This is a genomic window from Paracoccus sp. P2 (assembly GCF_046335115.1).
In the GTDB taxonomy this organism is placed as follows: Bacteria; Pseudomonadota; Alphaproteobacteria; order Rhodobacterales; family Rhodobacteraceae; genus Paracoccus; species Paracoccus pantotrophus.
The window spans coordinates 60316-87043 of record NZ_JBGOSN010000021.1 but is presented as its reverse complement, the minus strand read 5'-3'; the positions used below and the strand labels follow the sequence as shown (position 1 = coordinate 87043).

20 protein-coding genes are annotated in these 26728 nt (G+C 67.2%); 14 read left to right on the top strand and 6 right to left on the bottom strand.

The window, feature by feature from the left end; all coding sequences use genetic code 11:
• Window positions 1-429: 429 nt before the first annotated feature.
• The 7 genes from ACDP63_RS14585 (at window position 430) to ACDP63_RS14555 (ending at window position 8879) form a co-directional block, all read left to right on the top strand.
• Window positions 430-630 (top strand): hypothetical protein, encoded by a 201-nt coding sequence (locus ACDP63_RS14585; protein ID WP_379029856.1) that lies wholly within the window; start codon window positions 430-432, stop codon window positions 628-630.
• Window positions 631-796: 166 nt separating this feature from the next.
• Window positions 797-1027: a transcriptional regulator gene (locus ACDP63_RS14580; RefSeq protein ID WP_409928142.1), complete on the top strand. Its 231-nt coding sequence runs from the start codon at window positions 797-799 to the stop codon at window positions 1025-1027.
• Between the two features lie 210 nt (window positions 1028-1237).
• Window positions 1238-1765 (top strand): hypothetical protein, encoded by a 528-nt coding sequence (locus ACDP63_RS14575; RefSeq protein ID WP_147277982.1) that lies wholly within the window; start codon window positions 1238-1240, stop codon window positions 1763-1765.
• Between the two features lie 9 nt (window positions 1766-1774).
• A complete protein-coding gene (locus tag ACDP63_RS14570) occupies window positions 1775-3907 on the top strand; it encodes a transposase (protein WP_114669426.1) in 2133 nt (710 codons plus the stop codon).
• A complete protein-coding gene (locus ACDP63_RS14565; RefSeq protein ID WP_167521790.1) occupies window positions 3897-4895 on the top strand; it encodes an ATP-binding protein in 999 nt (332 codons plus the stop codon). The genes ACDP63_RS14570 and ACDP63_RS14565 overlap by 11 nt, the downstream gene beginning before the upstream one ends.
• A 1-nt stretch (window position 4896) precedes the next feature.
• A complete protein-coding gene (locus tag ACDP63_RS14560) occupies window positions 4897-6402 on the top strand; it encodes a TniQ family protein (RefSeq protein ID WP_114669424.1) in 1506 nt (501 codons plus the stop codon).
• Between the two features lie 38 nt (window positions 6403-6440).
• Window positions 6441-8879: a TOTE conflict system archaeo-eukaryotic primase domain-containing protein gene (locus ACDP63_RS14555; protein ID WP_028710956.1), complete on the top strand. Its 2439-nt coding sequence runs from the start codon at window positions 6441-6443 to the stop codon at window positions 8877-8879.
• Between the two features lie 89 nt (window positions 8880-8968).
• Here the strand turns inward: ACDP63_RS14555 and ACDP63_RS14550 are convergent, their stop codons facing one another.
• Complete coding sequence (locus tag ACDP63_RS14550; RefSeq protein ID WP_197029493.1) at window positions 8969-9370, bottom strand: type II toxin-antitoxin system VapC family toxin; 402 nt, start codon at window positions 9368-9370, stop codon at window positions 8969-8971.
• The gene (locus tag ACDP63_RS14545) at window positions 9367-9630 is read right to left on the bottom strand and encodes an antitoxin (protein WP_028710954.1); all 264 of its coding nucleotides are present in this window, start codon (window positions 9628-9630) and stop codon (window positions 9367-9369) included. The genes ACDP63_RS14550 and ACDP63_RS14545 overlap by 4 nt, the downstream gene beginning before the upstream one ends.
• Before the next feature lie 385 nt (window positions 9631-10015).
• Here ACDP63_RS14545 and ACDP63_RS14540 point away from each other — a divergent pair, with 385 nt between their 5' ends.
• The 4 genes from ACDP63_RS14540 (at window position 10016) to ACDP63_RS14525 (ending at window position 12566) form a co-directional block, all read left to right on the top strand.
• Complete coding sequence (locus ACDP63_RS14540) at window positions 10016-11368, top strand: hypothetical protein (protein ID WP_028710953.1); 1353 nt, start codon at window positions 10016-10018, stop codon at window positions 11366-11368.
• A 96-nt stretch (window positions 11369-11464) separates the two neighbouring features.
• Entirely contained in the window at window positions 11465-11794 is a 330-nt protein-coding gene (locus tag ACDP63_RS14535; protein WP_028710952.1) for a type II toxin-antitoxin system RelE/ParE family toxin, read from the top strand.
• Complete coding sequence (locus tag ACDP63_RS14530) at window positions 11791-12069, top strand: helix-turn-helix domain-containing protein (protein ID WP_036765876.1); 279 nt, start codon at window positions 11791-11793, stop codon at window positions 12067-12069. Before ACDP63_RS14535 ends, ACDP63_RS14530 begins: the two co-directional genes overlap by 4 nt.
• Before the next feature lie 113 nt (window positions 12070-12182).
• Window positions 12183-12566 (top strand): hypothetical protein, encoded by a 384-nt coding sequence (locus ACDP63_RS14525; protein WP_028710950.1) that lies wholly within the window; start codon window positions 12183-12185, stop codon window positions 12564-12566.
• 598 nt (window positions 12567-13164) lie between these two features.
• Here ACDP63_RS14525 and ACDP63_RS14520 read toward each other — a convergent pair.
• From ACDP63_RS14520 to ACDP63_RS14505, 4 genes are all read right to left on the bottom strand, one after another.
• Complete coding sequence (locus ACDP63_RS14520) at window positions 13165-15126, bottom strand: caspase family protein (RefSeq protein WP_024844285.1); 1962 nt, start codon at window positions 15124-15126, stop codon at window positions 13165-13167.
• A complete protein-coding gene (locus ACDP63_RS14515; RefSeq protein WP_024844284.1) occupies window positions 15095-20026 on the bottom strand; it encodes an MBG domain-containing protein in 4932 nt (1643 codons plus the stop codon). The genes ACDP63_RS14520 and ACDP63_RS14515 overlap by 32 nt, the downstream gene beginning before the upstream one ends.
• 31 nt (window positions 20027-20057) lie before the next feature.
• A complete protein-coding gene (locus ACDP63_RS14510; RefSeq protein ID WP_409928141.1) occupies window positions 20058-21815 on the bottom strand; it encodes a ShlB/FhaC/HecB family hemolysin secretion/activation protein in 1758 nt (585 codons plus the stop codon).
• Between the two features lie 124 nt (window positions 21816-21939).
• Window positions 21940-22521, bottom strand: a complete 582-nt coding sequence (locus ACDP63_RS14505) for an OmpA family protein (RefSeq protein WP_036747420.1) — start codon at window positions 22519-22521, stop codon at window positions 21940-21942.
• Window positions 22522-22638: 117 nt separating this feature from the next.
• On the opposite strand from ACDP63_RS14505, the gene ACDP63_RS14500 reads away from it, so the two are divergent.
• The 3 genes from ACDP63_RS14500 to ACDP63_RS14490 are packed head-to-tail and all read left to right on the top strand — an operon-like array spanning window position 22639 to window position 26724.
• Window positions 22639-23394, top strand: coding sequence for a PP2C family protein-serine/threonine phosphatase (locus ACDP63_RS14500; protein WP_028710312.1), 756 nt, complete (start codon window positions 22639-22641; stop codon window positions 23392-23394).
• Window positions 23395-23443: 49 nt separating this feature from the next.
• On the top strand, window positions 23444-24343 hold the full coding sequence (locus tag ACDP63_RS14495) for a M15 family metallopeptidase (protein WP_051481104.1): 900 nt from the start codon (window positions 23444-23446) through the stop codon (window positions 24341-24343).
• Window positions 24319-26724: an ImcF-related family protein gene (locus tag ACDP63_RS14490; RefSeq protein WP_024844279.1), complete on the top strand. Its 2406-nt coding sequence runs from the start codon at window positions 24319-24321 to the stop codon at window positions 26722-26724. The genes ACDP63_RS14495 and ACDP63_RS14490 overlap by 25 nt, the downstream gene beginning before the upstream one ends.
• Window positions 26725-26728: the final 4 nt, after the last annotated feature.

Genomic DNA, 26728 nt, shown 5'->3' with positions numbered 1-26728 from the left:
GCGCCAGCTATCTGGTAAGCGCGCGCGCCATGGCGCCGGTCACCGCCGCGTGGCCGGATTTTACTCCGCCGCGTGGCCGGATATTGCACCGCCGTTGACAGATATGTCTCACTTCTGGAAAGCCGCCGACATCAACCCAGCTTGGCGACCATTCATGGACTGTGCCAAGGTCTGGGGCTTTCCATGGTGGAGCTTATCGGTGCGGTCGAGGCTGAGTTCAGCGAAAGGGGCCAGCACTGAGGTCGCCGGAATCGTGGCTGCTGTGAGGTTGTGAGGGAAACGGCGGCAGCGATGAAGGTGCTAGCTTTGGCTCGGCTGCATGATCTGGCGTCATTTGGTTGCTGCCTTTGCGCTTTGTTACTCGAAGGCAATGGCAACGCAGAAGCGCTTGTTCTCGACCCACGCGTCCACATCGGGTATTAAAGGGCTATGGCCATCACCTCTGCACACCCACATCCTGACGCTGCATCCATTCGAGACTGGGCACTGTACGGGCCGCGCGACCCGGCCATTGCGACGCTCGTCGAGCGCCTGGCTTACGAACGCCAGATGCGGCTGAACGAAGTTGAGCAGTTGATCGTCGATGTCCTGACAACCGCACTTAATACAGAGCGCAAGCCGTCAAGCTAAGCGTGCGACTGGGCTTCCCCGATCTAACAAAAAACAATCTGTAAAAAATTAGATCAGGAAATCAAAGCGCTAGCAAGGTTTTTAGCTAGGAAAATGATTCGTTCTCTGCCATAATCCGTTTGGGCTAGATGTGCTGGTCACTCACTGACACGGTATAGGTGCAGGGATGGACGATGAATTTTGCCACGAGATGATCCGGGCACGCTTGCGGCTGGCCGGAACCAGCTTCAGCGACATTGCTCGCGAACTGGGCAAAACTCCTGCTTCGGTAAGCCTTGTGTCGCAAGGGCATCGGCGGTCTCAGAAAATCCAACGTGCGATAGCGGAAAAGCTTGATACCACCCCCGAAAACATCTGGCCTGATCGCTACGAACAGGAGGGCACCATGAAGAGTTAAAAGCGAAAGGCTCCGAAAGCGCCAACTTTCAGAGCCCTGCTTAGGTTTACCGAATCTAACGCACCCGGTACGCCAAGCATCCCCAAAATCGCACGCAAAGTCAATGACCGGCGCCACTCGCTTCGGTCGATGGTTGCGCAGTGCCTGCATCCGCCGTGATTGCCCGTTCCCGCGGGCGGTCACCTGACAAACTATTGCCAGGGATGTGACATGAACCCCTTCTTTCGTTTTCCCGTGCTGGCACCCGCCAGCCGGACCATTCCGGCGCGCTCGAAAGCGAGCGCCCGCGTGCAGGTCGTCGATGTTCGGTCTTTCTTGCCGTGTCCTGTCATCAGCCGGCTCGAATCCGGGCTGGAAGCCCATTGCTGGGACCAGTTGGTCGCGAACTCGGACATCCGGGAAGTTCAGGCGCAGCCGCCCGTCATCCGGTACTGCGACGCACGGGGCAGGCCCGCCGTCCATCACTTCGACTTTCGCGCCCTCCTGACCGACGGCAATGCGATTGCCGTCGCCGTGCGCCCACTGGCCCGTGTTCGCAAATACCGCTTCGAGGACACCCTGAGGCTCATTGCCTCGCAACTGCCCAGATCCTTCGCGACGCGGGTCTTGCTGTTCACCGATGCAGATATTCCCCGGCCAAAGGTCGTGCCGCACGCCCCGACGACGCACCTGATCGAGCATGCCAGGGAACTCGGCGCGCCGATGATCCCCGCCTTTACCCATATGATCTTGGCTTGAGAGCACACCATGAAACACAGCAATTTCAAGCTTCTCGATCTCGTCATCCTTGATGGCGTGGAATATCGGCTTGCATCGCATGAGCCCGGAGGGATCGTGCTGATCGGAACAGCGCCACCGCACCCTGCACGCAGCATCAGCCATGGCGAGCTGGAGGAACTGCTGCGCAGCCCGCGGTTTCGCTACATTCCGCTGGGGGCGGCACGCACAGCCGCGGAGCGCAACCTTGACGGACTCCCCGAATATTTTCGAGATCTTCCCGAGGGCAAGCAAGAGACCGCGCTGTGGCGACTATTGTTCGTCGAGGAGCTGCTGCGCTGCATCAAGGCTGGGCTGGCCAGGCGAAACGAGGCCTCGGTCAACACCATTCTGCCAGCAGTCATCGCTGCCGTAGAAAGTCATATCCGCAAGCGCTTTCGCAAACGGTTCAAGCGCGCGGGGCGTATGGAAACCTCTCGAACGCCGCCTTGCGCCAAGACGTTGCTGACCTGGACACGCGCCTACGAAAGAAGCGGCTTCAGCATCATGGCTCTGGTGCCTCAGACGCATCGATGCGGAGGCAGAGGCCAGATGCTGCCCGGCGAGCTTGCGGCATTTGATGCGCTGATCGCGGAATACGCCTCGCCGCTGCGCCCGACCATCGATCAGATCCACGAGCGCGCGACCAACTTCTACGCGGATTTCAACCGCGACCGTGCTGAGCAGGGGTTGCCCGAACTCCGGCCGCCATCCCGCTCCACCGTCTATCGCGCAATCAAGCGGATGGACCCCTACGAGACCTACCTGCAACGGTGGGGTGTCGATGCCGCCAACAAGAAATTCGCGATCATCGAATACGGCGTGCAGGTCCTGCGGCCCATGGAACGGGTCGAGATCGACGAATGGGATGTCGACCTCATGACATGGGTTTCCAATGCCGGTCTTCTCGACCGGCTGACGACGCAGCAGATCGCGGCCCTCGAAGTGATACGCCTTGTCATCTGCGTCGCCATCGACTGCGCCACGCGTTGCGTCGTCGGTCTCACCCTGTCCAGATCGACCAGCTCGGAAGCGGCAATCCGCACGCTGGAAACGGTGACGATCGACAAGACGGCTATCGCGGTTGGCCTTGGCTGTCGTCACGGTTGGCACCAGGGTGGGCGGCCTGAGACCGTCGCAGCCGACATGGGCTCAGCCTTCGTCAGCGATGATTTCAAGATCACCAGCGCCGGGTTGCTGGCCCGCCTGATCAATCCACCCGGCGGTGTGGCCAAGCTCCGGTCTCGCATCGAACGCCTGTTCGGGACCTTTGCGACGCATTTCGTCAGCCGGTTTCGTGGCCGGACGTTCTCGAACCCCGAGCAGCGGGGCGATTACGATGCGGAGGCGGAAGCCTCGCTCACCGATCAGGATCTGTTGGCGGCGCTCGTGACCTATATCGTGGACGTCTATCACCAGCGCCCTCACGCCGGGCTTCAGGGTGAGACCCCTGCCGATTGCTGGGACCGGCTGGTGGCCAAATATGGCCTTCCGGCCCCGGTCGATGCGATGGATCGCCGGGCGATCTTCGGCATTGAGCTGGAACGCAGCATTTCCGGTCGGGGTGTGCGGGTGTTCGGCGCGGATTTCGCCTGCGACCAGTTGCGCGATGCCCGCAAGCACAGCCATCAGCACAAGGCTCGGCTGCGGTTCGATCCATTGGACCTTGGCTGGATCGCGGTCGAGGTCGGCGGAACCTGGTATCCCGCCCATGACCTGTCCGGAGCGCTCTCGGGCGTCTCCTTCTACCAGTGGTCGGCGTTTGCCAAGACCGTCATGGATCACAACCGCGAACGCGCGGGAATCTCCGCCGAAATCTTCCATGACGGGCTGCGCCGGCTCGATCTGCTTTCGACCGAGGCGGCCAACGCGGCGCAGCTTGGGCGTATGACGTTCACCACCGAGGAGATCGACAGGGCGGAACAGACACTCGGTCTTGGCCTGCACCTGCTGCCCACAAACTCGGTCGGTCAGGCCCAGACCAGTTCGGATTGGCTGCAGGGCGGGTTCGAGGTCGGGGGCAGCGGGGCGGATGATGCCGATGCACCGCCCGCACCGGAGGACCCTCCTGCGGATGACACGCCGCCGACGCGCAAGGGCTGGAGGTTCGAAGATGACGAGTGAGCATCACACGCCACCCGATCAGGTCGCGCGGATCGCCGTTTCCCTACGCAAGCATTTCGTGGCCCATCCGGGCTACGAAACCGTGCGGCTGCTTTTCCGCGAGATTATGGACAAACGCCAGGCCGAGCTGGATCTTGGCCTGTCTGCCGAGGGACGCGGGATCGCGGTCATCGGGGAATCCGGCAGCGGCAAGACCACTGCCATCCAGCGGATCCTGCGCCGGATTGATGCTGCGGACGCCGAATCTGGCGAGTTCCGCTGGATCTCCATTCGGGTGCCGACGCCTGCCACCCAGAAAGACCTCGCACGCGCGATCCTGCATGCCCTGGCTTTCCAGATCCAGAGCAACACCACGGCGTCGCGCATGTGGGAACTGGTCAATTTTCACCTGCACCTGCGGAAATGCTGGCTGATCCACCTCGATGAAGGCCAGGAATTGGGTGGCCGAGGCTCGGAGGTCGAGAAGGCGGGCGTGATCAATGCCCTGAAGAGCCTCATGCAGATCCCGGACTGGCCGACCAACCTGGTCGTCAGCGGGACACCGGAACTGCATGATTTGCTGACCCAGGATCCACAACTGTCCCGCCGCTTCTTCATCACCCGCTTTCTTCCGGTGACCGAGTTCGATGCCTGCGACGATGTTGCAGAACTGGTCGCCCGCTACGCCGGGCTTGCGGATCTGCCGCTGGCGCCGGATCTGGCGGATATGGAGTTCGTGCCCCGGCTTCTCCATGCCGGGCGCGAACAGTTCGGCATCGTGGTCGAACTGATCATCGGCGCGATCACCCGCGCCCTGGCGGATGGAACGCCCGCATTGGGCGGGAAGGATTTCGCACGGTTTTATGCCGAGCGCACTGGGGAGGTCGCTGGTCGGAACCCGTTCCTGGTGCCGGATTTCCGGAGCCTGAACACAGGGCGATCACCGATGGAGCCCGATCCCCCGACGGGTCCCAAGGGGCGGTCGCGAAAACCAAGGGGGAGGCGGTAAGATGATCTTTCCCGCCCCGCATGCCCGCGAGACCATCGCCTCCTACGGATACCGCATTGCCCGGCTGTCAGGCCTGTCATCCCTGGCGGCATTGGTCCACCTCTTCGATCTGGACCTTCGAGCCCTGCTGATGGGCGACAGGCACAGCGTCGAGAACCTTGCCAGATATACGGGCTGTGATCCGCAGGCGCTTGTTCGTGGCGCCCTGGACGCCAGCAATCCGCGGCGTCTGCAACTCGGCGCCGATCCAAGCAACAAGGTTCAGTGCGCCCCGGATCGTTATCGGTTCTGCCCGGCCTGTCTGGGGGGATTGGCCGATGGCGATCTTCGATCTGCCTGCCTGGGCCGGACGGATTGGCTGATCGACGCGAACCATGTCTGTGCCGAGCACGGTCTCCGTCTCATGACGGTCCTGCCCCGCAAGGCGGCACGGATGCAGCAGGACCTGTCGCCTTTGATTCCAAAGCTGGTCGCAGCTCGGGCGGCGCCCTGGCAACCAGGTCGACCGACCACGCTGGAGCGCTATATCACTGAGAGGCTGGACGGTGTGCACTCCAGGCGCTGGATCGATGATGTGCAACTCGATGTCGCGATCCACACCGCCGAAGTCTTCGGGGCTATGGCCATGCGTGGCCCCCAAGGCGACTGGAAAGGCATATCTGCCGATGAGCGTCGCGAGCATGGGCATCTCGGGGCCGAGGTGCTGATCGAAGGACCGGCGGCGATCAAGGATTTCCTGCGCACGCATATCGGTCATGGCCGGCGGGGCAACGATTACCACAACGCCTTTGGCCGCGCGTTCAACGAATTCTATTTCCGAAAGGATCAACCCGCTTACAGGCCCATCTGTGCGGTGCTGGCAGCATATGTTGGGGAAACCTTCCGCTTCACAGGTCAGGAAAAGGTGTTCGGCATCCGCACACGCGGGGTCGAGCCCAAGACCCTGCGTTCGCTCTGCAACCGTCACGGAATCGGGCTGAAGATCACCGTGCAGGTGCTGAAGGCCCAATACGGCCTCAGGGTCGGGATCGGGGCCAGTTCCGAGGTTGATCCCGACCTGATTGCCGATCTCGCACCAAAGCTGAAGGACGTGCTCAACGCCCAGGATGCCGCGCGCCATCTTGGCGTCAGCGTGGATGTCGTGCGGGGGCTGATCGGCGACGGGCTGCTGGTCCCCGATTACCGCTTCAACGACAGGATGGTCGGGTTTTCGGCAGCGACGCTCGAATCCTTTCTCGATGACTGGTGCAGCGCAGGCAAGCCGCCATCAGGTGGACAGGCAATTCGCACCCCCATCCAGACCGTCGCTCGTGCGAACAGGGTCAGAGTTTCGCGGCTGCTGATCGCGGCTCGGGCCGTTGGGGGTGCGCTGTATCGTGACCGGCGGAAGCGGGGACTGACCGGGGTTACTGTCAGTCATTCTTGCATGGCGGCACTGGTTGAGCGGGCAAAAGCCCATGTGGATAGTTGCCCATCCGGCCACAGCGATCCATCCTGTCTGCGATGACATGGTGGGCAGGATATGTCGCGCGAGGGGTTTGCTTGATGAATGCCGGCAGCATAACGGCGGAAATCTCGCGCGTTCGGGACCGATTGTCCCGCCTTGAGGCCGAGCGAATTGCGTTGCAGGGCGAGTTGGAAGCGCTCGAGCGGCAACTGGATGCTGTTGAGCAAACTCGGACGGAACAGGTGACGCTTGAGGGTGCCGCTGTGGTGAATAGCTCATCCTCGCAGGAGAAGATCGATCTGTTTCGGTCTCTTTTTGCGGGGCGCAGCGATGTATTCCCTTTACGATGGGAGAACAGAAAAACTGGTCGATCCGGCTACTCACCCGCCTGCTTCAATGAGTGGGTGAGAGGGGTATGCGGAAAGCCGGCGGTGAAATGCAGTGATTGCCCCCACCAGAGCTTCATCCCACCCGATGATGCGATCATCGAAAAACACCTGCGCGGCGATGGTGCCCGAAACGGAGATTTTGTCGCCGGTGTCTATCCGCTCCTGCCAGCGGATACATGCTGGTTCCTGGCGGCGGATTTTGACAAGGCATCATGGGCGGAAGATGCCATTGCGTTGCTCGAAACCTGCCGGGCAAAGGGAATCCCCGCAGCGTTGGAACGATCGAGGTCAGGGAATGGCGGTCATATCTGGATATTCTTCTCCGAACCGATACCTGCTCGTCTGGCACGTCAACTCGGATCGGTCCTGATCACCGAAACGATGGAAAGACGGCCGGAAATCGGCTTCGCATCCTATGATCGACTGTTTCCAAACCAGGATACCAAGCCACTTGGCGGCTTTGGCAACCTGATCGCGCTGCCGCTCCAGAGCGGGGCGCGCAAGGCGGGCAACAGCGTCTTTGTCGACTCAGACATGCGGCCATATGGGGATCAGTGGGCCCATTTGTCGTCCTTGCCGAGAATGTCCCTGGCGGCGGTGACCGAGCACGTCGAAGCGGCAGAGCTCTCCGGGCGGGTGCTGGGTGTGCGAATGCCGGTGGATGACGAGCAGGCGGACGAGCCTTGGAAGATGCCCCCGTCGCGCCGCAGCACGCGACGACGCCTCGGTGTGGCCCTTCCGCAGACCATCAAGGTGACGATCGCCGATCAGATCTATATCGACCGGTCGGATCTGCCGACCGCTATGATCGCTCAGTTGGTGCGATTGGCGGCGTTCCAGAACCCGGAATTCTATCGCGCACAAGCAATGCGGCTACCGACATTTGGTAAGCCGCGAATTGTATCCTGTGCCGAACTGCACCCCCGACACGTCGCCCTGCCGCGCGGCTGCCTCGATGAAGTGATCGGGCTCCTTTCCGATCACGGAGCGACAGCCGATCTGGACGATTTGCGCGAAGATGGAACTTGTTTGCCAGAGACGGTTCGCTTCCGTGGCGAACTTCGCCAGCAGCAATCGCGCGCGTTTGATGCATTGGCCAAGCACGATACAGGCGTGCTCGCCGCCACGACCGCATTCGGAAAGACCGTCGTGGCCTCGGCGCTGATCGCGCATCGCGCTCGCAATACATTGGTTCTGGTCCATCGCCGTGAACTCCTCAGCCAGTGGGTCGAGCGCCTTGGGTCCTTTCTACAGATCGACCCGAAGCAGATCGGCACCATCGGTGCCGGAAAGCGCAAACCTACCGGTGTGATCGACGTGGCGCTGATCCAGAGCCTGGTTCGCAAGGGTGAAGTTGACGATATCGTTGGCAAATATGGCCATCTTGTCGTCGATGAGTGCCATCACCTGTCCGCTGCAAGCTTCGAGCTTGTCGCCCGCAGATCGAAGGCGCGCTACGTCACCGGATTGTCGGCAACCGTCGCCCGAAAAGACGGGCATCACCCGATCATCTTCATGCAATGTGGTCCGGTGCGCCATCAGGTGAGTGCCAAATTACAGGCTGCCGAAAGCGGCATTCACCATCGGGCCCGTGAGCGTCATACAAGATTTCGATTGCCAGAGGCTCTCGCGTTGGCCGAGCGCCCGTCAATTCCCGCGATCTATGCCGCTTTGGCGGAAGACGAGGCCCGAAATGATCTGATCTTTGACGATGTGCTGAAATCGCTGGAGGCCAAGCGGTCGCCGATCGTACTGACCGAGCGGAAGGATCACCTCGATTACCTTCAGCGACGGTTCGCCCGGTTTGCCAAGAATATCGTTGTCCTTCGTGGCGGCATGTCCGCAAAGGACCGGAAGGCCGCGTATTCCGCGTTGAATGTTGCCGATGAGGACGAGCGTTTGATTCTCGCCACGGGGCGTTACATCGGCGAAGGTTTCGATGACAAGCGTCTTGATACCCTGTTTCTGACGATGCCAATCGCGTGGAAAGGTACGCTGGCGCAGTATGTCGGCAGGCTACATCGGCAGCACGGCGAGAAGAGAGATGTCCTGGTGGTCGACTATGTCGACAGCGCTGTCCCGGTTCTCGCGAGGATGGCCGCCAAGCGGCGAAAAGGCTACCGTGCGCTCGGATATGCCATGGAATAGTATCTGTCAGAAGTGGCGTGGAGAGTAGCAATGTTCAATGAAACCTCGCCCATTCCGACGCTGCGCTCACGACAGTCTTCGTTCATCGGCTACCTGATCCAGTTTTCAACCCGCAGGCCGCGAACGCGGGAAAACTCGCCCGTATTGTCAGTCACGAGGATTGCGCCTGCGGCGCAGGCATGAGCTGCGATCAGCAGATCGTTCGGACCAATGGGCTTGCCAGCGGCCTCAAGCTCGGCACGAATGCTGCCATATTCCGCGTCAGCAGGCACATCGAGCGCCAGAATCTGCACGCTTTCCAGTATCGCTTCGACATGCGCCAGGAGTTTCGCAGACCCTTTCCTGGCGCACCCATATCTCAGCTCTGCGGCTGTGATGATGCTGACGCAGATCGCATCCGGGCCGACCTCGGCAATGCGCTTTGCCGCGCTGCCGTCAGGATGTCGCAGCAGATCGGAGACGATATTGGTGTCGAGCATGTAGAGGGTCAAAGGTCGATTTCCCTGGCCGGGAGAAGCGTCTCGTCAACGTCAGGAAACTGATCCTCTGGTCCGAGCGGGTCTAGTCCGGCCAGCACTTCAAGCAGGTTCTTGCGGCGCACCGGCTCGATGATAAGTCGGTTCCCATCACGATAGATGTTCACCCGATCCCCCGGCATCTCGAAGTCTGCGGGAATGCGGACGGCCTGGCTCTTGTTGTTACGGAAGAGCTTGGCTTCACGAGGCTCTGAATGTGGCTGCGGTCGCGGCATGATCGCCCCTCCTGTGCATATGTATATGCATGAACATATACATCATGCTGCGGAGATTTTCAACCTGCATCGCTGCCAGCCCCGTCCCTACAACCCATTTTGTGGAGAGAAGGCCTGAGCTGAAATGAAACTGAGACCCATGGGGGCAAGGTTGAACTCTCCTGGCGGGATCCGTCAATGATCGACCTGCACGCCCATTTTGCGTCGTGGCCGGCGTCATGGGTCTCGTTCCGAGCCCTGGCCGCGGGGCAATCTTCCCGCCAGCCTCGGCCGTTCTCGCGGATCGTGTTGATTTCGCCACCTTGAACCGCTGAGCCCGAGCGGCTGTGCCCTTGTCCACCCTGCCTTGGTTTCCTATCACGCGGCAACGAAACAGGAGGTGCGCTTGAAGGATTCCCACGATCTCAGCGGCCTGATCCGCTTCGCCGAAACCGATGCCACCTGGCGCCCGCGCTTAGCCAAGGTGGTGGATGAGCACCTTCTGCCTGCGCTCGAAGAATTCGAGATCGACTTCGAAGACTTGGCGGAACTTCTCGGCGAGCAACTGCCCTGGACGCTTTGGGGCTGTGCGTTCGAGGATTTCATTTCCCGTCGCTATGGCAAACATGGGCTCTCGGTGGTTGATGCCTATCTCGCACGAGGAAAAGGTCGCGAAGGCGCCGCAGCTCGGGAATACATGCTCGGGTTGCGTGATGCCTGGGCCAGCCTCTACGAGGTATCCGAGGTGATCCCGGGTCAGAGCATGAAATTGCGTGACCTTATCGCCGGGACGGCACCAGTGACCGTCACCGAACACAGCGCCACGCAGTCTCTGAACATCTGGGACCGCATTGCCGCCCGCGTGGTGCCAGTTGGCGATCATCATGTGATCTCCGGCGGATTGCTGATCTACCCTGCTGCCGCCTCGGAACTGCTCTTCGACGGGCTCCGGCAGGTGTTGAAATTGAAGCGCGGGCAGGATCCGAAGCTGGTGCCCGAGAAGCTGCAGGGCTGCGCACCGCTGTTTTCCAATGCCTGGCTCTTCAGCCAATTACCCGGTCTTCTCGATCCACAGATGCCGGACCTGACCAACACCGATGGCGATGATCTGCTGTTCTGCGAGCTGCGTTTCCCCTTTACCAAGGGCGTGCAGCAGGCACAGATCGCCGACATGCTGGACCGCATGCCAGAGCTGGAGTCCTGCGGGGCAAAGACCTGGGACTGGTTGGCGGCGACGACGCGTCGCAAACCAGGCAAGAGCGGCGGACTGGTGATCGGCAGCTTTGTCGACGGTGGTACGGTGCTGGGGACGATCACGCTGAAGGGCAAAGCTCTGCTCCTGAACGTAAATTCGCGAGAGCGTGCAGAACGCGGCAAGGCCATGATCCAGGCGGTGGCCGGCAAGCTGCTTCGTCCTCCACTGACAGCGATCCAGACCGCGCAGCAGGTGATGCGTGACCAGCAATCGCAAGGCGACGGCCGACAGAGTGATGGCGAAGACCTGCCCCCGGAACTGGCGCGGGAGGTGCTGGCGGAGTTTCTGGACAACCATTATCACGCAATCCTTGACCAACCGGTTCCCGTGCTGGGCGACAAGACACCGCGACAGGCCGTGCGCAGTGCTGCGGGCAGAAAGAAGGTGGTCGATTGGCTGAAGCATCTGGAAAACGGCAGCGCGCGTCAGCCGGGCACGCCGATGGCAAACTATGATTTCAGCTGGATGTGGGACGCGCTTGGCCTGATGTCCGAGCGGCAATGACTTGCTTGGCAGAAACGATCACGTTGGTCTTATCTCAAATTACACAGCACCTCTTGCAATAAGTAACCCGATGGGCTACATGCAAGCACGCAGACAGTGGCGGAAACCCCTATCTTCACCCGACAGACCGAAAAGCTGTTCAATGAAGACGAGAAGCGGGAACTGATCGAGTTTCTGGCCGAAAACCCCATGGCCGGTGATGAGATCCCTGGCACGGGTGGGGTGCGCAAGCTCCGGTTCGCGGCCTCAGGTCGAGGCAAACGGGGCGGTGCTCGGGTGATCTACTACTATCTGGATGAAACCATGCCGCTTTACGCGCTGCTGGCCTATGCCAAGAACGCGAGAAGCGACATGACCCCGGATGAAAAGCGCACGGTGGCCGCGCTGGCCACGGCGCTGAAGGCTGCATGGAAGGAAAGGAAATGAGCACGTTTGGCGAAGATCTAATCCAGGCCATGGGCGAGGCACTGGCCCATGCCAAGGGAGAAGGCCCCGCAATCCTGCACGAGCCGGTCGACCCGCGCGAGGTCAGGATGCGGGCGAAGCTGACACAGGCGCAAATGGCCCCATTGATGGGGATGAGCCTTTCGGGGTATCGAAAATGGGAACAAGGTCAGCGTCGCGTCTCTGGTCCTGCTGCCACGCTGCTGCGGGTGATCGAGAAAGAGCCCGGTGCGGTGCAGCGTGCCTTGGCGGGTTGACCCTGAATGCGTCGAGTAGTTGGAAGCCAACCGGAAATCACCTGCCTCCCGCATGATCGGATGAATGCCGACCAGCATTTCCAGGGGCACCCGATAATGCTGGCAGGAACACAATGAGCACTCTGAACATCCATCTGGACACGGGGGCCAATTTTCGCGCAGGCTTCACCGAAGCAGGCGAACTGGCCGTTGCAGCCAAGGTCCGCGAAGCGGTCCCCGCGCTGTATCTTCGCAGCTACGAGGATCTGCATCGGGTTCTCACACCTTCTCGTCTTAGGGTTATCATGGCGCTCGCCGGGCAAGGGGTCATGTCCATTGACGAGCTTGCGCGCCGGGTCGGGCGCGATGCGCCAGCCGTGCATCAGGACGTGATCACGCTCGCAGATGCGGGGGTTATCGACCATACTGAAAAAGGCGCCGAATTTCCCTATCGCGGCATCCACCTCGATTTCTGGGTGGATTTATCGGATGGGAACATGCAACGGCATGAGCAATAAGCAATATCGGGAGAGCGCTTCATACACTACGGCGCGGCCGATCACCTCAAGGCCTGCAAGATCGCGAACCAACCTCGAAGCAATTGTGAACCTCCGAACTTTGCCAGCCCCAACACGATAACCCGCGTGCGAAGTGAAATAAAAGGCAGTTAACGAAAAACGCGCTAGCCAAAGCCACTGGATTCGTTCAGGATTCGGATGGAGAACAGAGCAAGACTCTCTGAAATTTCAAAAGACTTGTGGCGTTTCAGGAAGATTTGCCTTTTGTGTCACAGGGCGCCCTTTCCGACTCGCTCGTCGGTTGGCCACAGCACCACATATGACTTCCTGCCATGCCGGCAGATCAGCGCTCTGCTTGCATCGCGAGCGACCCGCTCGCAGCAACGGGGCTGCGAAGCGCATGATATCGGTATTTTAGGTAAAGGCGGCTTGACCTGCCCCGGGCTTTTTCCTCCAGTTGCGACTAGAGTCTGCCCCATGGAAAGACCCCTAAAATCCGGCCCGCAAACCCGGACCGCCCGATCCGTCGCAATGGCGGCGGGGGGCCTCGTGCCGATATCCGGGCGCATCGACCGGAGGGGCGATCTTTCCGCGCCGCTCAGCCCGACAGCGCCGCGGCGGTGAAGCCGCCGTTGCGCCACGATTCCAGCGCCTGGCTCAGGGCCGGGCCGGGCGCGCCATCCGCCGGACCCTGGTAGAGCCCGGCCCGCGCCAGGCGGCGCTGCAGCGCGCCCAGCGTCTCTGGGTTCCAGTTCCCGCCCTGCTCGGCCAGCTCGCGCAGCAGGCTGCCATCGTCCGAGGCGACGCCCAGCAGCAGTTGCACCGCCGCGCGCGAGGGGTCGCGGGGAATGCCGCGCCCCTCGTCCAGCAGCACGGCCGCGGCACGGTGGCCGCGCGGCTCGCCCTCGCGCGCGGCGCGCTCGAACAGCGTCCGGGCGTCGCCGGGATCGCCGAAGCGGCCCTCTTGCGCCAGCACGCCCAGGTTGAAGGTGGCGATCGGTGATCCGGCCTGCGAGGCCTGCTGCATCAGCGCGATGCCGCGTTGCTGGTCCTGGGCGCTTCCCCCGTCCAGAAGCGTCACCGCCAGGTTGATCGCCGCATCGGCGCTGCCGGCCGCGGCCGCCCTTTCGTAAAGCGCCAGCGCGCCGGCCGGATCGGGGGCCACGCCGTCGCCGGTTTCCTTCAGCAGCGCCAGGCTGACCATGGCCCGCAGGTCGCCGCGCCCGGCCGCGGCTTCGTAAAGCGCCACCGCCTCGGCGCGCAGGCCGGCGGCCGCCGTCGCCCGCGCCAGCAGCGCGACATATTTCGCCTGCCGGGGGTGAAGGCGGCTGGCCTCGTCGCAGGCCCGCATCGCCGCGACGGCGTTCTGCGCCAGCAGCTCGTAGGAGACGCCGGGCGTGGTCTCGGTCCCGTCGCGCGGATGGGTCGCCAGCAATTCGCAGCGCCGGGCCGGGCCGGGATCGGCCTGGGCGGAGAGTTCGGCCAGCATGCGCCGGGCCTCGCCGATATGTGGCCCGTCGGGATAGCTGCGGGCATAGCTTTCCAGCAGCGGCCTCAGCCGGCTGCGCCGCGCCAGATCCCAAAGCTGCTCGCCCGCCGTGCCCTCGGCCTCGGGGCCCATGCTGCGCCGCGCCTGGCCCGCCCGGCCCGGATCCTGCGCCAGCAGCGCCAGCACCTCGCCGACATGGCTGCCGTTGGGATAGCGTTGCAGGTAAAGCCGCAGCAGCGCCGGATCGGCGGCGCGGACCGAGACCTGGTAGAACAGCGTCTCGGGCGAGGCGGTGGGCGGGCCGTCGGCAAAGCGGAACCGCCGGGTCAACGCCGAGGCGTCCCAGGGGATCTGCTGCCCGCCGGTGCGCGCCATCACGTCCTTGCGCACCGCGATCATCATCTCGCCGATGTCCTGGGCGGGGGTGTGGATATGGCTCAGCAGCGCCTCGGTGAAGGTGCCGTTGCGGCCGGCGCCGTCAAAGGCCACCGCGCCGGGCTGGGTGGCATAGGCGATCAGGAAATCGGCGGGGCTGCCGATGCGGGCCAGGCCGCTGCCGGCGCCGGGAAGCCGCAGCGGATTGTCGCCGCAGGCGTCCAGCAGGACGATCTTGACCCCCGGCGCCTTGGCCATCGCCCCCAGCACCTCGTCCAGCGCCACGGTGCGCTCGGTCGCCTGGTCCAGCCGATCCAGCCGGAAATCCTGCGGCAGCAGATAGTTCCGGTCCGCGACCTGAAAGGCATGGCCGGCGTAATAGAACAGCGCCACCTCGGCGGTCTGCGCCGCCGCGCCGAACTGGCCGACCAGCGCCCGCATCTGCGCCTGGTCGCTGTCCACGCCCAGGATCACCTGGAAGCCCAGGTCGCGCAGCGCCGCGGTCATGTCCTCGGCATCGTTGGCGGGGTTGTCCAGCGCCGGCACGCCGGCATAGGCGGCATTGCCGATGACCAGCGCCACCTTGGGCGCCGCCGCGGCCTGCGCGGCCATGAGCAGCGCCGCGATCAGCGCCGCCAGAACGGCCGCCAGGATGGAGGCGGGCCTAAAGCCCGACCGCGCGCACCAGGACGGCATCGGCTTTCTCGACCGTGGCAAGGATCAGCCCCTCCTGCCGGGCATGGGCGCGGGCCAGTTCGGGGTCTTCGACCCGCAGCAACTCGATCTGCTTGACGATCTCGGCGCGGGCGCCGGCGATGGCCTGGCTGGCCTCGCGCAGGGCGTCGCGGCGGATGGCGCGGCGCTCGGCCTCGCTGCCGGCCGTGGCGAGGCGGTCCATCGCCCGGCTGCGCGCCGCGCCGATTTCCGCGCTGGCCTGGCGCAGGATGGCCGAGACCGTCTGCATCGAGGGCGGCAGTTCCGCCGAAAGCTCGTCCAGCGCGCTGGAATAGCGGTCCAGCGCCCGCGACAGGCAGGCCAGCATGTCCTCGGCCTGGCCCTCGTGCTGGCTGCAGGCGTCGATCATCTGCGACACCTCGTCCGACAGCGCGGCCAACCGGGTCAGCCCGTCGTCCTGCGGGCCGGAGGTGAGCGGCGGCAACCCGTCCGGCAGCACCGAGGCCGCACCGGCCGCCGCGATCGGGAAGGGCACCGGCCCGTCCGTCGGGTTCGGCAGTTCCGTCCCCGGCAGGGTGTTCTGCGGGACCGGCAGCCCCCTGGCCGTGCCGGGGCTGACGATCTGCAAGGTGCCGGGGGCATAGGTGATGGCATAGTTCGCCTCGGCCCCCGCCAGCATCCGCGCGTCCGAGGCGGTGATGCCGTAAGCGCCCGGCGGGCTGGTCACGGTGGCGTCGCTGGCCAGCAGGACGTCGGTGATCGCGTCGCCCTGGGCCAGGCTGCCCGCGATCAGCGCCCAGTCCAGCACCGGCGCAGTGCCGAAGCGGGCCGCGGCGTCGCGCGCGCCGATGGTGATGGCGCGCCGCAAGACCTCCAGCGCGCCCTCGGCATAGGTGATGATGTAATTGCCGGTCGCATCGCCATCCGCGCCGTCGATCCGGGCGCCGCCTGCGGTGATGACATAGGGTGAGCCGGCGACCCAGGCCCCGGCCGCCTCGCCCTCGCTGGCCAGGTCCAGCGCGGCCAGCCGGTCGTCGTAGTGCAGGCCCGTCGCGGTGGCGTCCCCGACCGATAGCCGCCGCTCCTCGCCATAGGTCTTGCTCAGGTCGTTGGCCGAGACGGTCAGCAGCGCGCGGTTGATGGTCAGGCTCGCCGCCGAGGCGACGATGCGATAGCCGGTCCCGTCGGCCGAGGTGACGCTGCCTGCCGTCTGGACGGGATAGGTTCCGGCATTGCGCACCCCCGCCGGCAGGCTGAAGATCCCTGCGACCGCGGGCTGGTCGCCGAACAGGTAGCGGCCCAGCCCATGCACCGTGCCGCTGGGCGTGGGTAGTGCGTCGCCATAGGTCGCGGACAGCGGCGCGGGTTCGGCCCAAAGCACCGGGTCGATGCTGTAAAGCTGCGGATAGGCGCCGTCACCGCCCGGCGCCCAGGTGGTCGTGAAGCTCCAGCCCGCCGCGCGGGCCATGAAGCCCGCCGTGTCCTGCAACTGGGCCGTGGTCAGGCCGGTGCCGCCGGCGGATTGCTGCTGCCCGCTGGCCTCGCGGTCCCAGAACGAGGCGGTGGTGCTGCCGGTGCCCTCGCCTTCGTCATTGGCCCCGACCAGCCCGCCGAGGCGCAGCAGGCCCGGCGCGGCGGTGGAACTGATCCGGCCTGCCGCATGGCTTCGCGCGACGCTGCCGGCGTTCGAGCCGACCAGCCCGCCGATGGTCGCCGGCAGGTTGCCGGAATAGGTCACGGGCGCCAGCGCATAGGCATCGGCGATGCTGCCGTCGTTCCAGCCCGCCAGCCCGCCCAGGGCCGAGCGGGGGCCGTCCAGCGCCTCGGTGCCGTCCAGCGCGACCAGCAGGCTGCCCGAGGCGCGGGCGCGGGTGATCGTGCCCAGGTTCCAGCCGACCAGCCCGCCCGCCGCCGCCAGCGCATTGCCCGAGATGTTGATTGCATTGTCGGCAAAGGCATCGGCGATCTCGCCCTCGTTCACGCCGGCCAGGCCGCCGATCTCGGCGATGCTGTCGCCCTCGGGCAGGCCGGACAGGGCAAGGCCCAGCCCGCCCAGGGCATAGGCGGCGCCGATGGTGCCCTGGTTCACCCCGACCAGCCCGCCGGCCCGGACATAGCCCGCGGTGTCGAGATCCATGGCAACGTCGCTCCAGGCATCCGAGACCGCGCCGCTGCTGGTGCCCGCCAGTCCGCCCAGGGAAAGCAGCCGGATGGTCTCTGCCCCTTCCTGCGTCAGGGTGAGGGTGCCGGTTGCCGAGACCCCGGACAGGTCCGCGGCATTCTCGCCCACCAGCCCGCCGATGATCCAGTTGCCGCTGCCGGTCTGGGTGATCTCGGCGGCGGCGGTGGAATCCGCGATGCTGTCGCCCTCCTGGGTCAGCCCGACCAGCCCGCCCAGCCGCGAGGCGGGGGCGAAGCCTTCGCTGTTGTCCTCGGACCCGTCGAAGCCGGATTCGATGCTGCCGGCATAGCGGCTGCCGGTGACGGTCATCCCGCCCAGCGATTGCCCGACAAGGCCGCCGGCCATGACCACGTCGCCCCAGCCGTCCGCCTGGCCCGAAAGCGCCAGGGCGACGCGGGATTCCGCATCCGTGATGCGGCCGTCGCCGAACAGCCCGGCCAGGCCGCCAAAGCTGGCGCTGCTGACCGAATCCTCGCCCATCTCGGCCGCGATCCGGCCGGTGACCAGCACGTTCTCGATCACGTTGGGTGCCTCGCCCGCCTGCGTCTCGCCGACCAGCCCGCCGGCGACGGCGGCGAAGCCTTGCTGCGCGTCCAGGTCGATGTCCAGCAGGCGCAGGTTCCGGATCGTGGCGCCGGCGATGGTGCCGAACAGCCCGCCCGGACCCGAGCTGACCACCTGCGCAAGCCCGCTGATCGCGTGGCGCCCGCCCGCCGCCGTGGCGCCGTCCAGGCTGCCCGAGAAGGGCGTGCCGCGGCTGCCGATGGGCCGGAAGCCCGCACCCAGGTTCCAGCCGGCCGTGCCCGCCGCGCCGATGTCGGCCCCCAGGGCGTAATGCGCGCCGGCAAAGCCGGCCGAGCCGATGCCCTGAAGCCCATAGACATCGGTGATGACATAGCGGCTGGCGGCGGTGCCGGCGCCGCCCGTGGCGCGCAAGAAGCCCGCGGTGTCGGAAAGCGCGAAATCGCGCGCCGCAAAGCCCGGCAGCGTGGCGGCGACCTGCCACCATTGCGAGGCGCCGTTCAGGCGGAAGCTGTCCACCGAGACGCCGGCGCCGGCCGTGACCAGCGGCGCCTGCAGGTTCAGCATACCGGCCGGCCCCTGTACCGGCGCGGCCAGCGCGATGCTTTCGCCCGCGGTCAGGTTCAGCGCCGTGGCGCCGCTCCAGCTCAGCCCGCCAAGGGTCGTGAGGCCGGCGCCGGCGGTCAGCGACAGCTGGCCCGGCCCGCTCCAGCTCATCGCGGCATTGACCAGCAGGTCGTTGTCGGCGCGCAGGTCCAGGTGGCTGGCCGCGCCGGCGGCGAAGGTCAGGGTCATCGGCGTATCGACCACCAGGTCGCCGGCATCGTCGCCCTCGCCCTCGGTCGAGAGGATGTAATGTCCCGCATCCAGCAACATGCCGTAGATGTCCGTCACCAGCACATGCGTGGGGTCGTCGGGGTCATATGTTTCTTCGTCGACGATGCGCAGGTTCTGCGGGTCGAACAGCGCGGTGCCCGGCCGCCCCCTGGGGGCCGAGACCCGCACGTCGGAACTGCGGATCGCCAGTTCGCCGCGGCTGGAGATCTCGGCAAAGCCGCCGTCGCCGCCCTCGGCGCCGCCGCGCACCGACACGCCGCCGGCAAAGCGGGTGTGGTCGTCGGACCAGACGATGATCCGCCCGCCGTCGGCATGGCCGATCCCGTCGGCCAGCAGTCGCGTCCCGGCGTCCAGCGTGGTGCGCCGCGCCCGCGGCAGGTCGCCGGTGCCGCGATAATCGCCGCCGACCCGGATCAGCCCGCCGCCGCCGGTGCCGCTGGCATCCAGCACCGCGCCCTCCAGCGCGATCTCGGCGCCGGTGACGGTGATGCTGCCGCCGCGCTCGGGCCGCGCCGCGGGCCGTTCGGCGGTGATGGGTGCCGCGGCGCGCCGGCCGCCGCTGGCATCGACCCGGCCCGCCACGCGCACCCGGCCGCCGTCGCCGCCGCCCAGCACCACCCGGCCCGAGCGCCCCGAGACGGTGCGCGCCTCGGTCACGCCGGACAGGTTGATCGCGTGGCGCGCGGCATGGCGGGCCGTCGCCGCCTCGATCTCGATCACGCCGCCATCGGCCGAGATCCGGCCGTGCTGCTCGACCAGCGCCATGGCCTCGCCATCCTCGGCGGGCGGCAGGGCCACGGACAGGAAATTGTCGCCCGAAAGGTTCAGCACCGCCCGCCGCCCGGCGCCCAGCCCGACCGTGCCCAGCGGCACGCGGATCGTGCCGCTGTTGGCGACCCGCCCGCCCAAGAGCGCGGCATAGCCGCCGGGGATGATGTCGATGCGCCCGCGATTTTCCACGCGGCCGGGCCGGTCGCCGGAAAAGCGCAGCCGGCCGGCGGTGAAATCCTCGTTCGAGATGTCCAGCGTCGAGCCGACGAAGCCCGCCGTGGCGATGCGCCCCTCGCGCCCGACCAGGATGCCGTTGCGGTTGACGACGAAGACCTGGCCGTTCGCGCCCAGAAAGCCGTCGATGCGGGTCGGGCTGTCGCCGGTCACGCGGTTCAGCAGCGCCGCGTCACGCCCCGGCTGATGCACCCGGACGGAACCGCCGGCGCCGATGCTGAAGCTGGTCCAGTCGATGATGGCGCGGTCGCTCAGCTGGTCCACGCGCATGGCGCCGGGGTTCGGCGTGCTGACGCTGGCGCTGCCGCCGACCACGTTCGGCCCGCTGGGCAGGGTCTGGGCCGCCAGCGGCCCGGGCACCAATGCGCTGCACATCAGCAGCGCCGCCCAGAGCCGGCGGCCGGGATTAGAACCGGTACGAGCTGACGATCGTGAAACGCGAGGGATCTTCCTGGCCATCGTCCCTGTTCCCTTTGCCGTATTCCAACCTGATAAGCGCCGAGGAATAGCTGGGATCGCGGATCAGCCGCAGATCGACGCCGATGCCGAACGAACTGGCCTCGATGCGCGCAGCCTCGATGGCCGTGGGGTTTTCCAGGTGGACCGCGCCCACCGCGGCGAAAACATAGGGGCTGACCACCAGCGGGTGCCCGAAGCCCTGCGCCGGGAAATGCCGCGCCACCTCGCCGCGCAGGAACCAGCCGGAATCGCCCGACAGGCTGCCCAGGTCAAAGGCCGACAGCCCCTCGGTCGAGGCGATGCCGAATTGCTCGCTGGACAGCAGCGGGTCGCCGAAGCCGGTCTGCGCCTGCCCTGACAGCGCCAGGCTCCAGTCCTGGCGGAAGTCGCGGTCATAGCGGAAGGACAGCTCCAGCTTGCGGAAATCCGCATCCGCGCCGCCGCGCGACAGCGGCATGGCCGGCATCGCCTCGGCGGCGCTGCGCGCGCCCAGGGCGTCCAGCCCCACCGACAGCACGGCGGCCATGCGCAGCGCGCTTTGGTCGGAAAGCTGCCAGTTGCCCTCGCCGGTCAGGCGCAGGACGCGGGTGCGGTCCTTGTAAAGCCCGATGGCGCCCGCGCCGGTTTCCAGATCCTGCCGGTCGCGTTGCAGATCCAGCGCCGCCGTGACCGAGATGTTGCGCTTGACCGAACGCACCACCGGATAAAACAGCCTGAAGGACAGCCGGTCGAAATCCGAGGCCGTGGCCACGCCGCCTGTGTCCGGTCCCGCCTTGGAACTGGCCGCCTCGAGTCCGAAGGTCAGCCCGTCATTGCCCAGCGGAAACACCGCGCCGCCGGCCAGGGTGCGCAATTGCGGCCGATCGCCGAAATATCCGTCATCGCCCAGCTTGGGATGGCCCGAGGCGCGCAGGTAGAACACCTCGCCCCGGCCGAGCTGGTTGTTCAGCTCGACCCCGGCGCTGAGGTTCCACCGCCCCAGCTCGCGCGAGAAGCTGTTGTCCAGCCCGACGAAGCCCGTGACCGAGCGGAATTGCGGATCCAGGATGATGACCGTGCCGCCGGGCCGGGCGCCGGTGGACAGCGCCGATCCCAGTGCGACGCCGAACATGTCGCCGGCCAGCAGCAGTCGCCGCTCGATGTCGGGCAGCCGCAGCGTGGGGCGGTCGACCAGCGGCGCGGTCATGGCGTCCAGCCGGGCGCGCAGGCCGGGGGGCGCGGCGCTGGTGTCGATCTTCTCGACAAAGCCGCTGACCACGGTCAGGCGCAGCGCGCCGCCATCCTCCAGCGTCTGCGCCGGGATCACCACGCGCGCCAGCACATAGCCGTCGCGCACATAGCCTGCCTCAAGGTCCGAGGCGGCGGCGAAGATCTCGGAGACCGCGATCCGCTTGCCGACCACGCGCTGGCGCAGCGCGGCGATCCGGGCCTCGCTGCCCGGCAGGGCGCCCTCGACCCGGACATCGGCCAGCTGGATCGACAGCCGGTCCGCGCCCTCGGGCGCGGCCAGGCCCGGCGAGCCGCTGAACACCACCGAACCGGACAGCCGCTGCATCGGCGACTGATAGCTGTCCTGGGTGATCTGGCTGGCGGTCTGGGCCTGCCCCGGCGCCGCGGGCAGGGCCAGCATGGCAAGCGCCGCAATCAGCGCAGTCGGACGAGCGGTCGGGCGTGGCGGGCGGATGCCGCGTCTTGCAAATGTCACTTTCCTGCCTCCCCCGAACGATGCGGCGACCTGGATGGCGCCCTTGTTTCGTCAGCCCGTCGAAAGCCCCGTCGAAAGTCCCGTGTTCATCGGCATGCCGCCGCTGCCGCGGCGGTCCGTCGCGTCAACTCAGTGCCTGGAACTCGACCCGGCGGTTTTCGGCCGCGGCCGGATCGGCGGGATTGGCCAGGAAGCGCTTGCCCATGCCAAGCGCCTCCAACCGCGAGGCGGCGATGCCGCAATCCTGGACCAGCCAGCGGCGCACTTCCTCGGCGCGCAGCTTGGAAAGGGTTTCGTTATAGCTGTCCGAGCCCTTGGCGTCGGTATGGCCGACGATGCGGAACAGCGCCACGTCCGATTGCCGCATGGCCGAGCACATCTTGTCCAGGGCCGGGCGCTGGTCGGGCGCGATGCTGGCCGAATCGAAGGCGAAGCGGATGGCGATATTGACCTGAAGCTCGGGCGCGAACTCGCCGAAGACCACGGTGCCCTCGCCTGCCGCGGCGTCCGCTTGGGCCGGCTCGCCGCTGGGGGTGACGGCAATCATGTCCAGACCGCGCGTCTTCTGGCCCTGGACGGTGGCGCGATACATTTCGCGCTGAGCCTCGAAGCGTTGCAGGATCTGCTCCTCGGTCAGGTCCTGCCCCTGGGCGGAACCGGCCAGAAGGCAAATACCGGACAATATGGCTAGACCAGTCCGCAGCACGGGAATCACCTTAAAAAACTGCATCCCTGAAAGAATATTTTACGCTAAACTAAGGATGTTTTCAATTCTTGCGCGATTGTTCGGGATGAGGATGCCTTGCCCGCAAAGGATCACCCGGTGAACGGTCCCACCACCCGGCGCGGCCTGTCGGTCCGGGGCGCCGGGCTGACCCATCGCGGCACGGTGCGCGACCAGAACGAGGACGCGATCCTGGTCGATCCCTCGGGCCGGGTCTGGGCGGTGGCCGACGGCATGGGCGGGCACCGGCTGGGCGGCTATGCCGCGGACCGGGTGATCGACGCGCTGGAGACCCTGGCCGACGGCGAGGATCCCGCCGCGGCGCTGGCCGCGCGCTTTGCCGCGGCCGATGCGCTGATCGCGGCGCGGGGCCGCAGCGAGGGCGCGGTGATCGGCGCCACCGCCGTCGCCGCGGTGATCCGGCGCGGGCGGCTGACGCTGGCCTGGGCCGGCGATGCGCGCGCCTATCTGCTGCGCGAGGACCGGCTGGCGCGGCTGACCCGCGATCATTCGCTGGTGCAGGAACTGGTCGATGCCGGCCGGCTGGCGCCCGAGGCGGCGCGCGACCACCCCCAGGCCAATATCGTCACCCGCGCCGTCGGGGCGGGGGCGGCGCCGGAACTGGCGGCGCTGGACCTGGTGGCGGGGGATCGGCTGCTGCTGTGCTCGGACGGGCTGACGCATGTGCTGGCCGATGCCGCGCTGGCCGAGGCGCTGCGCGAGACCCGGCCCGGCACGGCGCTGGCCGCCGGCACGCCCGCCGATGCCGCCTGTGCCCGGCTGCTCCAGCAGGTGCTGGCCGCGGGGGCGCCGGACAATGTCTCGGTCATCGTTGTCGACATCGGGCCGGGCTGAGATGGGCCGCCGTCCCGCCCCGCCGACTGCCCCGCCCGCGCGCAGCGCGATGCCGGGGCGCAGCCTGTCCCGCGCGCCGCGGCCGGCGGGCAGCCTGGCCGCGCCGATCATCGTGGCGATCGGCGTGGTGATCGGCGCCATCGCCTTTGCGGTCACGACCTGGTTTCTCGACAGCGCCGACCAGGCGACCGAGCTGCGCCTGTCCCGGCAAGAGGCGGAACTCGCCCTGCTGCGCGAGGCGCTGGCCGAGGCGCGGGTCGAACGCCAGGGGTTGCGCGCGGACCTGGCGCAGCTGCGCGACGACCTGAGCCTGGTGGCGAACCGTGCCCCGGTCGCGCCGCAGCTTCAGCTTGCCCCTCCGGCGGACCTGGGCGGCGAGGATTTCGAAAGCCCGCCGCCGACCGAGGCGCTGACCGAGCAGATGCGGCTGGCCAAGTCGCGCTTCAACAAGGGCATCACCCAGCCGCGCAACGCGACCATGCTGGCGATCCTGGGGCAGCCGCGCGACAGCTACAACACCGATTGCCAGCCGGTGACCAATCCCCGGCTGCGGGCGCTGATCGAGACGCGCAAGGTCGGCCCGATCACCGTGACCATGCTCAAGCCCGCGCTCGACAGCCTGGCGCGGGTGCTGGAGCGGCTGGAGCAGAGCGATCCCGACATCCATGCCAAGCTGGGCACGGCCGGCGGGCTGTGCGCGCGGCTGATCCGCGGCTCGACCCGGTCGATCTCGAACCATTCCTGGGGCACGGCCATCGACCTGACGCTGGAAGGGCAGCTCGACCCCTTTGCCGATGGCGCGACGCAGTTCGGGCTGCTGATCCTGGCCGAATATTTCAACGAGGAGGGCTGGTTCTGGGGCGCCGCCTATAACAGCCGCGAGGATTCGATGCATTTCGAGATCGGCGAGGAGACGCTGCGCAAATGGCAGGCCGAGGGGAAGCTCTGACCGCCGCCGCCGAACGGCTGGCCCGGCCGGTGCTGGCCTATGCCGACCGCCTGCCCTGGGTGGCCGAGGACATGGCGGCGCTGGCCGGCCATGCGCGGGTGCTGCTGGACCGTTTCGAGACCGAGGCGCTGCGGGCGGGCCTGTCGCCGCAGGCCGTGGCGGCGGCGCGGGCGGCGCTGGCGCTGCTCTTGCAGGATGCGGGCGCGGCCAATCCGGCGCTGCCGGGCTGGCAGGGCGCGGCGCGCGGCCTTGGCGTCCTGGACGGCGCCAGCCTGGCCGAGGCGCTGCGCCGCGGCGGGGCGGAACTGGACCCGGTGCGCGCCCTGGTGGACGATTGCCTGGCCCGGACCGAGGCGCGGCGGCAGGCGCTGGACCGCAGCCGGCCGGCGGGCTGGGGCGCCATGCTGGCGGTGCTGGCGGTGGCCTGGCTGCTGGCCGCCATGGCCTGGGCGCTGTGGGTCGAGACCGGGCAAAGCCGGGCGCTCGATCGGCTGTTCCAGGCCGAGGCGGTGGCGGCGGGGCTGGACCGCGCAGCGCCCTTTGCCGATCTGGGCGCGCGGCTCGACCGGTTGCAGCGGGCCGAGGCGCAGGTGGCGGCGGGCATGGCGCGGGTGCGGGTGCGGCCCTTGGGCTGGCTGACCGGGCGCGATGCGGCCCGCCGCGCGGCGGCGGCGCTGGCCGAGGCGCGTGCCCGCCACCTGCCGCCTGCCCTGGCCCGCGCCATCGACGCCGCCCTGGCCGGCGAGGGCGAGCCCGCGGCCGCCTATGACACGCTGCGCGCCTGGTCGGTGCTGTCGGGCGCGGCGGCATGGCAGCCCGCCTGGCTGGCCGGCTGGGCCGAGGATCGCGCCGGTGCCGATCCCGCCCTGACCGGCCTTGCCCCGCATCTGCTGGCCCTGCCGCGCCGTCCCGGCACCCCGGTCGCGCCGCCCGATGCCGAATTGCTGGCGCAGGCCCGCGTCCTGGCCGCCGAGGCGCCCGAGCCCGAGCGCGCCTTTCTGGAACTGCGCCGCTCGGCCGAGGCGGCGGCGCTGCCGCCCTGGCGCCCCTCGCAGGCGCTGCCGGTGCTGGCGGACATCGCCGAGCGCCGCTCGGGCCTGCCGCTGGATCGGCCGCTGCCGGGGCTTTACACCGCCGCCGGCTGGGACATGGCGCGGACGCGCGGCGCCGGCCTGGCGGTCGAGGCCGCCAGGCAGGCCGGCGCGGCGCTGCTTGCGCAAGCCCCGGCCCAGCGGAACGACAGCCCGGACCGGGTGATGGCGCTGCTGCAGGGGGCGACCTTGCAGCATTGGCAGGATTGGCTGGGCGACCTGCGGCTGCGTTCCTTCGACGACCGGCGGCGGGCGGTGCTGGTCTCGGGGGCGCTGTCGCGGCCGGATTCGCCCCTGGCGGCGCTGATCGCCGAGGTCTGGCGCCAGGCCGGCGGCACCGACCGCAGCCGCCCGCACGCGCTGCAACTGGCCGTCGCCGTCCGCTTCGGCCCCGAGATCCAATATGTCGAAAGCGGCCGCATCGCCCAGATCGCGGCGCTGTTTGCCGAACTGAACGTGGCGCTGGGGGCCATGGACGCGGATGCGGCGGATGCGCAGCGCCGGCTGCTTGGCGTGCAGGCGCGGGCGCGCACGGTCCGGGCGCTGCGCGACGCGCCGCCGCTGATCGGCCGGCTGGTCGAGGACACGCTGGCCGAAAGCGGCGCGGCCGAGGCCAGCGACCTGACCAACCCGCTGACCCGCGCCTGGCAGGCCGAGGTGCTGCCGCTTTGCGCCCCCGCCCTGGCCGGGCGCTTTCCCTTTGCCCAGGGCCCCGATGCCGATCCGGCCGCGGTCGCCGCCCTGATCGGGCCGGGCGGTGCGATGGACCGTTTCCTCGGCGCCCGCGCCGCCACCTTGCTGGACCGCGAGACCGATCCCTGGCGCTGGAAGCCCGAGGCGCGCTTTGCCGGGCTCAGCCCCGACAGCGCCGCCTTTCTGCAACGCGCGCTGACGGCGGGGGCGGCGCTGGCGCCGGGGCTGCGCATCTCGGCCGCCGCCCTGGCCGAACGCGGCCGGGCCACGCTGCTGATCGGCGGCCATGGCGGGCCGGTGGGCGCGGCGGGGGACGCGGTGGCGCTGGACTGGCCGGGCGCCGACCCCGCCGCCGGGATCGAGGTCAGCTTTGCCACGCCCGAGGGCGCGGCGCGATTGCAGCAGCCCGGCCCCTGGGGGCTGATGCGCCTGCTGGCGCCCCTGCGGCTGCGCGAACGCGACGGCGGCCGGCGCTTCCTGATCGACCTGCGCACCGAAGGCGCGCGGCTGTTCCTGGAGATGGGGTTCGACCGGCCGCTGAACCCGCTGTCGGCCCGGCGCCTGCTGGCGGGGCTGGCCTGCCCGCAAGTGCTGTAATCAT